Source organism: Caryophanon tenue (genome assembly GCF_001700315.1).
Lineage (GTDB): Bacteria > Bacillota > Bacilli > Bacillales_A > Planococcaceae > Caryophanon > Caryophanon tenue.
The window spans coordinates 79091-91719 of sequence record NZ_MASJ01000024.1; the positions used below are offsets into that span (position 1 = coordinate 79091).

Annotated in this window: 11 protein-coding genes; 3 read left to right on the forward strand and 8 right to left on the reverse strand. The window is 39.8% G+C overall.

Annotated features, from left to right (window positions below):
* Nucleotide 1 precedes the first annotated feature (1 nt).
* The 7 genes from A6M13_RS11610 to A6M13_RS11640 form a co-directional block, all read right to left on the reverse strand.
* Nucleotides 2-1351 carry an MATE family efflux transporter gene (locus tag A6M13_RS11610; RefSeq protein WP_066546479.1) on the reverse strand — a complete coding sequence of 450 codons (1350 nt, stop codon included), beginning with the start codon at nt 1349-1351 and terminating at the stop codon, nt 2-4.
* Nucleotides 1352-1617: 266 nt separating this feature from the next.
* The gene (locus A6M13_RS11615; protein ID WP_066546449.1) at nt 1618-2529 is read right to left on the reverse strand and encodes an ABC transporter ATP-binding protein; all 912 of its coding nucleotides are present in this window, start codon (nt 2527-2529) and stop codon (nt 1618-1620) included.
* Nucleotides 2508-3575 (reverse strand): ABC transporter ATP-binding protein, encoded by a 1068-nt coding sequence (locus tag A6M13_RS11620; RefSeq protein ID WP_066546451.1) that lies wholly within the window; start codon nt 3573-3575, stop codon nt 2508-2510. Before A6M13_RS11620 ends, A6M13_RS11615 begins: the two co-directional genes overlap by 22 nt.
* A gap of 12 nt (nt 3576-3587) precedes the next feature.
* Nucleotides 3588-4523 carry an ABC transporter permease gene (locus A6M13_RS11625; protein WP_066546452.1) on the reverse strand — a complete coding sequence of 312 codons (936 nt, stop codon included), beginning with the start codon at nt 4521-4523 and terminating at the stop codon, nt 3588-3590.
* On the reverse strand, nt 4523-5452 hold the full coding sequence (locus A6M13_RS11630) for an ABC transporter permease (RefSeq protein WP_066546453.1): 930 nt from the start codon (nt 5450-5452) through the stop codon (nt 4523-4525). The genes A6M13_RS11625 and A6M13_RS11630 overlap by 1 nt, the downstream gene beginning before the upstream one ends.
* 118 nt (nt 5453-5570) lie before the next feature.
* Entirely contained in the window at nt 5571-7217 is a 1647-nt protein-coding gene (locus A6M13_RS11635) for a peptide ABC transporter substrate-binding protein (RefSeq protein ID WP_066546454.1), read from the reverse strand.
* 332 nt (nt 7218-7549) lie between these two features.
* Nucleotides 7550-8056 carry a DNA-deoxyinosine glycosylase gene (locus tag A6M13_RS11640; RefSeq protein WP_066546455.1) on the reverse strand — a complete coding sequence of 169 codons (507 nt, stop codon included), beginning with the start codon at nt 8054-8056 and terminating at the stop codon, nt 7550-7552.
* Nucleotides 8057-8185: 129 nt separating this feature from the next.
* Here A6M13_RS11640 and A6M13_RS11645 point away from each other — a divergent pair, with 129 nt between their 5' ends.
* The 3 genes from A6M13_RS11645 (at nt 8186) to A6M13_RS11655 (ending at nt 11968) form a co-directional block, all read left to right on the forward strand.
* Nucleotides 8186-8797, forward strand: coding sequence for a hypothetical protein (locus tag A6M13_RS11645; protein WP_066546458.1), 612 nt, complete (start codon nt 8186-8188; stop codon nt 8795-8797).
* A 156-nt stretch (nt 8798-8953) separates the two neighbouring features.
* Nucleotides 8954-9856, forward strand: coding sequence for a DMT family transporter (locus A6M13_RS11650; RefSeq protein WP_211270312.1), 903 nt, complete (start codon nt 8954-8956; stop codon nt 9854-9856).
* Between the two features lie 15 nt (nt 9857-9871).
* On the forward strand, nt 9872-11968 hold the full coding sequence (locus tag A6M13_RS11655) for a right-handed parallel beta-helix repeat-containing protein (protein WP_066546461.1): 2097 nt from the start codon (nt 9872-9874) through the stop codon (nt 11966-11968).
* A 48-nt stretch (nt 11969-12016) separates the two neighbouring features.
* On the opposite strand, the gene A6M13_RS11660 is transcribed toward A6M13_RS11655, so the two are convergent.
* Nucleotides 12017-12445, reverse strand: coding sequence for a disulfide oxidoreductase (locus A6M13_RS11660; RefSeq protein ID WP_066546464.1), 429 nt, complete (start codon nt 12443-12445; stop codon nt 12017-12019).
* Nucleotides 12446-12629: the final 184 nt, after the last annotated feature.

Consider the following 12629-nt stretch of genomic DNA (forward strand, 5'->3'; position numbering starts at 1 on the left):
ACTATTCACCGTCTTTCTGTTCTACTAACGCATAACGTTGCCATTTTAAACTGCGCCAACGTAATGATGATAGTATAGCACGAACCCACTCATCTGCTGAAATCGCAAGCCATACACCAATTAGCCCCCAATCGAGAACGAAAACGAAATAATAGCCAAGTGGCACACTCATACATAACATCGAGAAAAATCCTGCACGTAACGGGAAACCTGCATCTCCTGACGCGCGTAATGAGTTGATAATTGTAATGTTTACAATGCGCCCTGTTTCCAGTAAAATACCGCACAAAATAGCCATGCTACCGAGACGAATAATTTCAGGATCATCTGTAAATACGCGCATAAGCGGTTCGCGGAATAATATCGTCACCAGTACAACGACGAGCCCAATGCTAAATGAAATACGTAAGCTTTTCCACACGCGCGCATATGCCTCATCACTGCGCCCTGCACCAATTAAACGACCGACAATGATCGACGTCCCCATACCGACAGCAAGTGCTGTTAAATACGTAAACATTGAAATATTATTGGCATATTGACGGGCTGCTAATGCTTCTGACCCTAAATACGTCACATAATATAAGAAAATCAGTTGGCAGCATTGGTACAATACTTGCTCACCTGCTGACGGTAACCCGATATTTAAAATTTTACGTACAAACTCACCGTTCCACGTAATATAGTTTTTCCACATAATTTTCACATGCAATGCCTTTGTTAATAACCAGAAAAACACGATAACAGCTAGTGCTCGGCTCACAACAGAAGAAATCGCTGCACCTTGTACACCAAGCTCTGGCGCACCGAATTTGCCGAAAATCAACACGTAGTTTAAACCAATATGCACGACGTTCATCGCTAACGAAATATACATCGTCTGCTTTGTTAACCCATGCACACGAATAATCGCTGCTAACGCATTAATCAGTGCCTGTAAGAAAATGCCGCCCCCGACGATCGCTAAATAGCTTTGTGCATAATATAAAACATCGCCCTGTAAATTCATCACTTCCATTAAGCGATTCGCATTCCACACGAATAACACACTCATCACTAAACCGAACGCTAAATTCAGTGAAATTGCTAGCGCGGATATTTTTGTTGCTTCAATATAACGTCTTGACCCTAAATACTGTGCAACAACAATTGCCGCGCCATTACCGACCACTTCTAAAATTAAAATAGATATATGAATATACGTATTTGCTGTTCCGACACCTGAAACGGCGTTATCAGATACTGCACTTAGCATAAACGTATCGACTAAACCCATTAATGAAAACAGAAAAATTTCTAAAAAAATCGGCCACGTTAAATGAAATAAATTAAAGTCATCGCGTGCCCGCATACCTACACCCTTTGCCAACTTCTTGCCTCCCATAACACATGTACTATGCGTTTCATATTGTGCACCGACTTTTCCGACAAAACTGTATGTATAATAGCACATGTGTATTCAAAACGATGATTTTTTGTTTGGGGAGCAAATGTTTTTTTAGTATTTTCTATCAGGCTGTTCATCATTTATTCAAACATCATTTCTCTAATGATGCTAAAAGGGCGCTGTAAACGACATGAAACCGCTCTCGAAAAAAGAGCGGTTTCTGTATGGCATTAAATGCCCCAATTTTGTAATTGTTGTGCTGTACCAAATACGAAATGTCCTGGTGATGTTTCTTTACGGATAACATCGCCGTCTACTTCTTCATGTGTATATGGAATACGTTGACGTTTACGCTCCGATAGTGGGTCTGGCTGCGGAACAGCTGATAACAATGACTTTGTATACGGATGCTTTGGCTCGTTGTAAATTTCATCGGCTGGGCCAAGCTCTACAATACGACCACGGTACATTACTGCAATACGGTCACTAATATATTTCACCATCGATAAGTCATGCGCAATAAATAAATACGTTAAATTACGCTCGCGCTGTAATTGTTTCAGTAAGTTGACGACTTGTGCTTGAATCGATACATCGAGTGCTGAAATCGGCTCGTCCGCAATAATAAAGCTTGGGTCTAAACTAAGAGCGCGCGCAATACCGATACGTTGACGTTGACCACCTGAAAATTCATGTGCATAACGCGATGCATGTAAACGGCTTAAACCAACCGCTTCTAGTAGTTCGGCAACCTTTTCGCGACGTTCTTTTTTATCTTTATACATGCCGTGAATATCAAACGCTTCGCCGATAATTTCACTCGCCGTCATACGCGGGTTTAATGACGCATACGGATCTTGGAAAATCATCTGCATATCTTTATTAAATTTCTTTAAATCTTTACGTGCCTTAATCGACGCAATATTTTCACCGTTAAATAAAATTTCACCATCTGTTACATCATACAAACGAATAATCGAACGACCTGTCGTTGACTTACCACAGCCAGATTCACCAACTAAGCCAAGGGTTTCGCCTTCATATACGTAAAATGAAATATCATCGACCGCTTTAATCGGGTTCGACGCTGTACCGAAATATTGTTTTAAACCTTTTACTTCTAGAATTTTTTTGCGTTCCATACGTCGTCCCCTTCCTGCACGTAGCTATCAATACGTTGTTGTACGGCTAATGGCACCGGAATTTTCGGCGCATCTGGATGTAGTAACCACGTTTTTGCATAATGTGTTTCTGACACCTTAAACATTGGTGGCTCTTGCTCATAATCAATCGCTAATGCATGCTCATTGCGCGGTGCAAAGGCATCCCCTTTTGGTGGACTAATTAAGTTTGGTGGCGAGCCTGGAATCGTCCGTAGTAAATCGTCCGCGCTGCTATTTAAGTCTGGCATCGACCCAAGTAAGCCCCATGTGTATGGATGCTTCGGATTATAGAAAATCTCATTCACTGTACCGTACTCGACAATTTGCCCTGCATACATAACAGCCACACGGTCCGCTACATTCGCCACAACACCAAGGTCATGTGTAATGAAAATAACCGATGTGTTGCGCTTCTTTTGGATATCTTTCATCAGCTCTAAAATTTGTGCTTGAATCGTTACATCAAGCGCTGTTGTTGGTTCATCGGCAATTAGTAATTTCGGGTCGGCGGCTAATGCAATCGCAATGACAACACGCTGACGCATCCCACCTGATAATTCATGTGGGTATTGATTGTAGCGCTTTTCCGGCATCGGAATACCAACTTGATGTAGCAGCTCCACTGCACGTGCTTTTGCATCACTGCGAGAAGCGGCATTGTGCTGTAGCATTACCTCTGTAATTTGTTTGCCGATTTTCATCGTCGGGTTTAATGACGTCATTGGGTCCTGGAAAATCATCGCAATGTCATTCCCACGAATTTTCGCCATTTCTTTATCATTTAACGGCACTAAATCTCGACCGTTAAATAAAATTTCGCCACCTGCATAAATACCTGGTGGTTGCGGAATTAATTTCATAAGCGCGTTACTTGTTACACTTTTTCCTGAACCGGATTCACCAACAATTGCTAGTGTTTCACCTTCATAAAGTTCAAAGCTCACGCCACGAACCGCCTGTACGATACCTGCGTATGTTTTAAAATGAATGTGCAAGTCTTTTACTTCCACTAATTTTGGTCTCATGGTGCTCACCTCTTACTTTCGTAGTTTTGGATCTAATGCATCGCGCAAGCCATCGCCCACTGCGTTGAATGCAAAAATTGTCATCGAAATAAATAAGGCTGGGAAGAATAAACGCCACGGATAAGACATTAATGCCTTATTCCCTTCAGATGCCATCGTTCCCCAACTTGCCATTGGCGCTGGTACACCTAGCCCTAAGTAACTTAAAAACGACTCCGTGAAAATAGCAGCTGGAATAGTTAATGTCATCGTTACTAAAATCGCACCAAGCGCATTTGGAATTAAATGCTTCACAATTAAGTGCCCTGTGCCAGCCCCTAATGTACGTGCAGCTAGTACATACTCTTGGTTTTTAATCGATAGTACTTCTCCGCGAACAATACGCGCCATATTAATCCAACCGGTAATACAGAGCGCTATAATCATCGGCACAAGCCCTGGCTCCATCACAACGATTAAGATGATTACAACTAATAAATACGGTACAGCCGTTAATACATCTGCTAAACGCATCATAATATTGTCTGTCCGTCCACCGGCGAGACCGGCAATACTGCCCCATAACACACCGATAATTAAATCAATAAAGGCAGCCGTAATCCCGATAAATAATGAAATACGCGCCCCTGCCCAAATACGCACGAAAATATCTCGTCCTAAGTCATCTGTACCGAACCAATGGTCAGCAGATGGTGGCTGGTTATACACGCCTAATTGGTCACTATATTTGTATTGCGATACTTCGGGTACGACAATTGCCATCCCGATAATAATTGTTAATAACACAAAACCGAATACCGCTAATTTATTTTGAATGAAGCGATAAAATACTTCCTTCCAAAACGACACAGATTTATCAGCAAGCTTGTCTTGCTCTGCTTGACGAGAGCCGACAACCTCAAACGCATTTGCTGGGAGTTTTTCAAGTTTTTGTTTTTCTAACGTCATTACTTCTTCGCCCCTTTCAGCTTAATACGTGGGTCGATAAGGCTGTATAAAATATCAACGATAAATACCGCTGCTAATAAGATGATTGAATAGAATACAGTCGTCCCCATAATCACGGTATAGTCACGGTTTGTAATCGACGTAACGAAATGACGGCCAAGACCTGGAATCGCAAAGATTTGCTCAATGATAAAGCTACCTGTAATAACACCTGCTGCTAACGGTCCTAAATACGTAATAACCGGTAGTAACGCGTTACGTAATGAGTGCTTAAATACGACTTTCCATTTGCCAAGTCCTTTTGCACGCGCCATCTTTACATAATCACTATTATTTTGCTCAAGCATGCTTGAACGTGTCAGCTTCGCGATAAAGCCCATATGTGTAAACGCAATCGCTAACGACGGTAAAATACTGTATATATATCCCTTCCATCCACTTACTGGGAAGAGTTTGAATTCGTAGGCCAAGTAATACTGAAACAGCCCGGCTAATATAAACGATGGAACGGATATGCCGAGCACGGCGATAACGGTCGCCGTATAATCTGGGAATTTATTATGGTATAGTGCGGAAATGACTCCGAGTATAATACCAAGCCCGATTGCAATAAACATTGCTTGCATACCGAGTGTTAATGAAATTGGAAAACTTTCTGCAATGATGTCGTTTGTTGAACGACCTTTGTACTTCATCGACTCACCAAAATCAAATGTTACTGAGTCAATTAAATAATCTTTGTACTGAATATACCAAGGGTTGTCTAAACCATATTTTGCGTTTAATTGCTCTTCAATTTGCGGTGGGAAATCACGCTCACTCGCAAATGGACTACCGGGTGCTAAACGCATTAAAAAGAATGTCGCTGTAATAATTAGGAATAAAGCGAGCAGCATATAGACGAAACGCTTTAAAATGTACCGTAACATAATGTGGCCTCCCCACGTCTGAATTAAAATTACTTTAGCTCTTTAGCCCAATAAAGCATAAAACGGGTACTGCTTTATCCGAATAAATCGAATGAAAACAGCCCCGTCCTAGTACCTTTTATTCCGTTACATCAACATTTTTTAAGTTGATATTACCTAAAGCATCTGGCTCCATACCTGTTACGCCATCACGTACTACATATGGATTTGTGTAGTAGTAAATTGGTGCCACTGGGAATTCTTCGATAATAATCGCTTCTGCTTGTTTCAGTAAATCGATACGTGCTGCTGGGTCTGTCTCAGTTGTAGATTGTTGTAAAAGTTTTGTATATTCTTCGTTTGACCAACCAGTATCGTTATTACCGTTTTCAGCGCTGTTATACATTTCTAAGAATGAATAAGCATCGTTGTAGTCAGCAATCCAACCTAAACGACCAATTTGATAATCTAAGTTACTTAATTTATCTAAGTATACTTGCCACTCAGAGTTATCAAGTGTTACAGAAATACCTAAGTTTTTATTCCAACCTTCTTGGATGAATTGAGCAATCGCTGCGTGTGCTTCACTTGTGTTAAATGATAACTTTAGCTCTAACTCACTTGCATCTGATAAACCTAATTCTTTTAAGCCTTGCTCAAGCGCTGCTTTTGCACCTTCATAGTCTGCATCCTTGAAGTAGCCTTCGTCATCGCCAAAGCCTTCAACACCATCTGGAACCATACCTAAAGCTGGTACTTGACCTGCTTTTGTAATGTTCTCGATTAAGCTAGCACGGTCAATCGCTAATGTTAATGCTTTACGAATGTTTACGTTTTGCATCACTTCATCTGTTGTGTTGAATTTGTACCAGTAAATACCTGAGTAATCAGCAATGTTTAACTTGCCTTCAGACTCTAAACGCTCAATTGCGTCTAATGAAATTGAACCGTAGCTTGTACCAACGTAGTCGATTTCACCAGATTCAAATTTCGTCATTTGTGTTGTTTCAGATTCAACCATTTCGATGTTTACTTTTGATAATTTTACATTATCAGCATCCCAGTACTCTGGGTTTTTCTCTAATGTAATTGAACCTGCGTGTTGCCATTGTGTCATCACAAATGCACCGTTCCCAACGTAACCATCAGCTTCTGTAAACCAGTTTTCGTTTGCATCAGCTGTTGCTGCGTGAATTGGGTATAGTGTTTTAAATGCTGTTAATTCTAAGAAGTACGGTGTTGGTGCTTCTAACGTTACTTCTAATGTTTTTTCATCAAGTGCTTTTACGCCAACTTCATCAAATGAAGTTGTTTCACCTAAGTTATACGCTTGAGCACCTTTTATTACGTATAAAATTGATGCATACTCAGATGCATTTGTTGGGTTTAACCCGAACTCCCAAGCGTACACAAAGTCATTCGCTGTCACTGGGTCACCGTTTGACCATTTTGAGTCACGTAATTTAAACGTGTACGTTAATTGGTCGTCACTTACTTCATAGCTTTCTGCTACACCAGGAACTGGCTCGCCATTTTCTAACGACATTAACCCTTCAAATAAGTTGTTCATAATCGTTGAAGATGTTGTATCCGACGCTAATTGCGGATGTAATGATGGTGGTTCTGAAGCGACAACTAAGTTAAGTTCCTTTGAAGCGCTTTCATCAGTTGAACCGTCTGTGCCTGTATCTGTCGATGAATCTTCTTCACCGCCGAAGTTACATGCCACAAGAACAACTGATAATAGTAAAAGCATAAGCATTACTAAGTATTTGTTCTTCTTCATTGTAGTCAACCCCCTCTTTTATCTTATCCAATCAGCATACTAAAAATTCTGAAATATGCTAATTTACTATAAAATATACCAAAAATCACGTCACAATGGAACAATTAATTAACAATATTTTTACTCAACTAAGATTATTCGTGCGTATTATAGATAAATATAACATTATCACGTCATATATATAAACATAAAAAACACCTAAAACGTTGATAAATAAGGATTTACCAATGTTTTAGGTGTACGCAACTTTGTTACATTTCCTAACATTTTAATAATTATAACTATGAATAATAGCTCATTTTAAAATCGTTTAATTGTCTACTATAATAAATTTATCGCTCTTTTATATATGTTTTCAACACAGACCATGCCTCTATTTTCTCTTCAAATGATTTAATATTTTTGCCTGGAATCGGACTTGTAGAGGGTAACTGCGCGAAAAATCGTTGCTCTAACACATCAACACCTACATGCTTTTTAAAAACGGTAAATGCTTTTCCTCCGTTAAATAACACACACTGAATATGTGGATACTCGGCAAACAGCGTTGAAAAATCATTTGGCACTTCCCGTTTAATGGTCGCATCTAAGCTACCACTTCGCTCACAGCGCGCAATGGCATCCCATAAGCCAATACCAGCTTGTCGGAGTAGTTGTAGACGCTCCTCATAATTGTCTGGTATATTCACCTGTAATAGCTCCCCCATAATCGGCCAAAAATGATTACGTGGATTGCCGTAATATTGTTGTTTTTCAAGTGATTGCTGTCCAGGCATCGAACCGATAATTAAAACGCGCGTCCTATTATCTACCATAGCATGTAAATTATTTTCAATCATCTTTTATCCCCCTCATTGATTGGAAAAATTCTATTATATTTGTGAAATGCTTCATGTCATTGTGTGGTACTATATACTGTACGATGAATATATAGTAGATACAACTAAATGAGCAAGGAGGTGAGCAGTATGTTAACAATGGTAGAAAACATTCACTCATTATTTTATGTAGACGAGAGACATTTAACACAATTTCAACAATGGTCCGCGCAATTAGCACCGCTATTACAAGAAAACTTTCCACAAACATTGCCTATAAGCATTCAACAAGCGGCAACGATTTATAATATGTGGCTTCTGTTTAATCAACAACGTTATGATATTTATTTCGATGAAGGTAGACGGTTTACGCACTCTGCTCACCGTTATTTCTATGAAGCATTAAAGCAACACCCATTAATCGAACCACGTATCGCCTCCGTAAAGGACGAGCGTGAAGTATATGTGCTCGCTTATTTTCTAGGGCTGACTCTTGGCAAATGGATTAATGAACTACTGCAACGCCGCGATAAAACGCATTTAGAAATGATTTTAAATTTGCCTACGTATTATTCTTTACGTGAACACACATTAACGGCGGAACAGTTCGATGACTTACTGAATGCTCAAAAGGAACTGACCATTTTAATCCAACAAGACCAAACGCATGAAAACTCATTGCGCCAGTACATTCATGAAGCATTAGCATACACACAACAAATTTGTGCCATGCCAGCGTTTGCTGAGTTAGGTGCAAAATAAAAAAATCCTTCAGCACACTGCTGAGGGATTTTTTGTGCTTTATGTACGTACCGATAACAAAATAGTTCAGCAGCTAACCATTTTTATCATTTTACGATATAATCGAATAAACGCGTATATTTACGCATTTTCGATAAAATAAAAGGGTGTGGTTACGTGAGACAATTCCATTTTTTTAGTTTAATGATCGTTACAACATTTTTAATGGGTTCTTCATTTGCCGTCATTAAATTCGGTTTACCATATGCTTCTCCACTTTTACTTGCTGCGCTACGCTTTGTCAGTGCAGGTATATTCATGGCGCTTATCGTACTCATGCTCAAACGTCCTCACCCACGTACATGGAAGCAATGGTTACATATTAGCTTTATCGGCGCGCTACAAACAGCTGGCGTCATGGGGTGTATCTTTTTAAGCTTACGCACGATTACGGCGAGTGAATCGTCTATTTTAACATTCTCCAATCCGTTACTGGTTATTATTGTAGGCACATTATGTTTTCAACAGCGCTACGCCATCACACAATGGATTGGTGTGCTATTTGGTTTTATCGGTGTCTTTTTTACAATGGGGGCTACACTTCAATTAGAAGTCGGTATTTGGATCGGCTTTTGTGGCGCGATTTTTTGGGCATTTGCTACGCATTTAACGAAACGCTGGGGCGCTACACTTGATGTATGGGTACTCTCTGCTTATCAAATGCTCGTTGGTGGTGTGTTATTACTCGTCGCAAGCTTTTTATTGGAAGAACCTTTTCTAATCGTTAACGCTTCTTCTATTGCGATTATCGCTTGGCTTAGTGTCATGTCGTCAATTGTACAATTTGCGCTCTGGTTTTATTTACTGCAGCAAGGTGAACCTGGAAAAACGAGTAGCTTTTTATTTTTAGCACCACTTTTTGGTGTTATTAGTGGCGCAATATTACTGAACGACCCTCTGTCATCGACGCTTTATATCGGCGGCGTTTGCATTATTGTCGGTATCTATTTAGTAAACCGCACATTCTCCTCTACACAATTACGTTTTTTAAAAAAGCTTTTCGGGAAAACGACTGCATAAGGAGGTCGAGCGCTTATGCAGTATGATGTACAAAAAAACAGTCCCATTTCATCAATCCAACAAGCCCTTCAACTCGCAAGCGATGGTGACCGCATTTTGTTACTTGACCCGCATTATGACGAAGCGGTCGTCATCAATAAATCGATTCATCTGATTGGTCACACAATGACGACCTTTTCAAAAGCGATACGCATTGAAAAAAACACAAACACGATTATTGAAAATATTACATTTCAACAAACAGAACGCATCGACTGTTTTGGAGATGTTGTTTTTCGACATGTACACATCGTGAATCCAAAAACAGATATCGCACTATTTGTCAGTGGTAGTAAAATTCAATGGACACAGTTTCAACTCCTCACCGCGACACCTTGCGCACAAGGCATCCAAGTGAAAAATGGCGAGGCTCATTTAGAAAATGGTGAAATACATGGTCCATTCGGCGTTGGCTGCTTTATTAACCATAGTAAAGGTACATTACATCAAGTGATTTTTGAAGATAATGTGAAGGGGCTACAGTTTGAAAAAGATGCACACGGTCATGTGACAGCTTGTTCCTTTTCAAATCATACCGGCATCCAATGTGTTGTCATGAGTAGTTCGACATTAACGATGAAGCATTCACAATTTCGAAAAGGGCAAACGCATGCCCTCTCAATCATTGAAGAATCGCATATTCAAGTGTTACATTGTGATTTTATCGAACATGAAGATTTCCAAATTTATGTTCGACAGTCAGAAGGCTCGTTTGAGGCATGTCATTTAGAGCGTGCCAATAGCGGCTTCTTATTTGAACAAGGCTCAAAAGCACGACTGCTCTATATTACGTGCCAACAACATCAAAATTTACAAATAAAATCAGTCGGTCCTAATGATTTACACATCGAGGAATGCGTGTTAACCACAACGAATGGTAATGCCTTAAATGTGAAAGAAAAAGGACGGGTGCGAGTAGAACGCACACTCATTATGAACGGTACACATCAGCAGTTTCCTCAAGCATATATTGATGATAGCACCGTCGACTTTTTCGAAACACATTTTCAAAATGCCCAATGCTCTGCTATTTACGCACAGCACCACGCGGCTATTTCGCTAACACAGTGTCACTTAACAAAACATAGCTATTTACAAGTACATGTTCGCCAATCTAAAATCACGGTGCGGTCTACAACATTCCGTGAATGTACCGATACTGCTTTATTTATTGAACAAGAAGGTGAAGGCATTATTGAACATTGTCGCTTCGAGCGTAGCTACAGTAGTCAGCTGGCATTTAATGTGCAAGCACGTGGCACGGTTTCGCATACGCAGTTTGAGCAAGCTGGCACGAACGCTATTTTTAGTGAAAATTCAAAAGTGACACTTGAGTATATATCCGTAAAAGAGCATACAGCGAGCTACCCAGCCTTTTATTTTAAAAACAGTATACTTTCTATGCATGCCATTCAGCTATCACATTGTATGCATCATGCCATTGATATTTTAGACAACTGTAACGTAACGGCTTCTACGCTTTCGTTAAAAGGAAGCACACAAACACAGCTACTTATTCGCCATAGTACGTTTACTGGGGATGCTGTAACGATTGAAAATGGCTTACAAGGTGGTCTGTCTACCGAGTTTAGTACTGTTCACTTGAAAAACAGCCATATTCGTCAGAACGGAGCATACGGTATTTCAGCGGAAACAACTGCGCTCTCTATGACACAAAGCTTTATAGATGGACATCAAACTGGGATACGTCAAAAAGGCGGCTCATTACGTGCAGAAGCGCTCTTCTTCACAACGAATGATACACAATATACAGCAAGTGATAGCGACGTTCAGCTGAAGTATAGTCACGCCTTAAAGGGAGGTACCGGTATTTACTTATACCAATGTACAGCAAGCTTCAGTCATGTACTTTTTGTTGAGCACAGCATGGACCAACTAATACTCAAAGCTACAACTGCTGCTCTTCAACATACGACACTACTACAAGGCTATGGCAATGGCTTTACAGCTACAGACTGTCCGTATCTTCAATGGAAAGATGTCACGATAGGAGCACATGACGGCGAAGACAAAACCATTCGAAATAGTCACATTGACGAATCTCCCTATTAAAAAATGCCACGTAGGATGTTTACATCACACTACGTGGCATTTTATTGTTTATGCTTCTTCTTGTTTCAATTGCTTTAAAATATAAAAACCTACTGCTGTTAAAATCGTAAATGCTGTTAGTGCTAAAAATGGAATCGTTATGAATCCGAACCAGTTAATATACATGCCTGTACATGGCACGGCTCCACATGAAATCGCATCATCTTGAAAGAATGATACTTTTTGAATTAAATAATGATACAACGAAATACATCCACCGATTATTGAAAACACAAGTGTTGTTACAACAATACGTGGATTTTTTTGAATGTACGCAACCGTCATCATAATCGCAATCGGATACATGAAAATACGCTGTATCCAACATAATTTACATGGCTCATAATCGCGAATTTCTGAGAAATATAGTGAACCTAACGTCGCAACCAGTGATACTGTCCACATAATAAGCATGCTATTCTCTACTTTTTTAGACATGTGATTTTCCCTCTTTTTCATTAAGTTGGTGTTTAAGATAGCTATGGAATACGTCATTTATTATACCTTGAATTTGAAGTATTTGACGATGGTTATTTTTATATTAGAATAACAAAAAACGCCTAGCAATATGCTAGACGTTTTTTTCGTATGACCCGTACGGGATTCGAACCCGTGTTACCGC

Excerpts from the sequence above, each read along its gene's own strand:
- A6M13_RS11660 (WP_066546464.1), bottom strand. The coding sequence starts at position 12,445 with ATGTCTAAAAAAGTAGAGAATAGCATGCTTATTATGTGGACAGTATCA.
- A6M13_RS11615 (WP_066546449.1), bottom strand. The coding sequence starts at position 2,529 with ATGGAACGCAAAAAAATTCTAGAAGTAAAAGGTTTAAAACAATATTTC.
- A6M13_RS11625 (WP_066546452.1), bottom strand. The coding sequence starts at position 4,523 with ATGACGTTAGAAAAACAAAAACTTGAAAAACTCCCAGCAAATGCGTTT.
- A6M13_RS11655 (WP_066546461.1), top strand. The coding sequence starts at position 9,872 with ATGCAGTATGATGTACAAAAAAACAGTCCCATTTCATCAATCCAACAA.
- A6M13_RS11630 (WP_066546453.1), bottom strand. The coding sequence starts at position 5,452 with ATGTTACGGTACATTTTAAAGCGTTTCGTCTATATGCTGCTCGCTTTA.
- A6M13_RS11645 (WP_066546458.1), top strand. The coding sequence starts at position 8,186 with ATGTTAACAATGGTAGAAAACATTCACTCATTATTTTATGTAGACGAG.
- A6M13_RS11640 (WP_066546455.1), bottom strand. The coding sequence starts at position 8,056 with ATGATTGAAAATAATTTACATGCTATGGTAGATAATAGGACGCGCGTT.
- A6M13_RS11620 (WP_066546451.1), bottom strand. The coding sequence starts at position 3,575 with ATGAGACCAAAATTAGTGGAAGTAAAAGACTTGCACATTCATTTTAAA.
- A6M13_RS11635 (WP_066546454.1), bottom strand. The coding sequence starts at position 7,217 with ATGAAGAAGAACAAATACTTAGTAATGCTTATGCTTTTACTATTATCA.
- A6M13_RS11610 (WP_066546479.1), bottom strand. The coding sequence starts at position 1,351 with ATGCGGGCACGCGATGACTTTAATTTATTTCATTTAACGTGGCCGATT.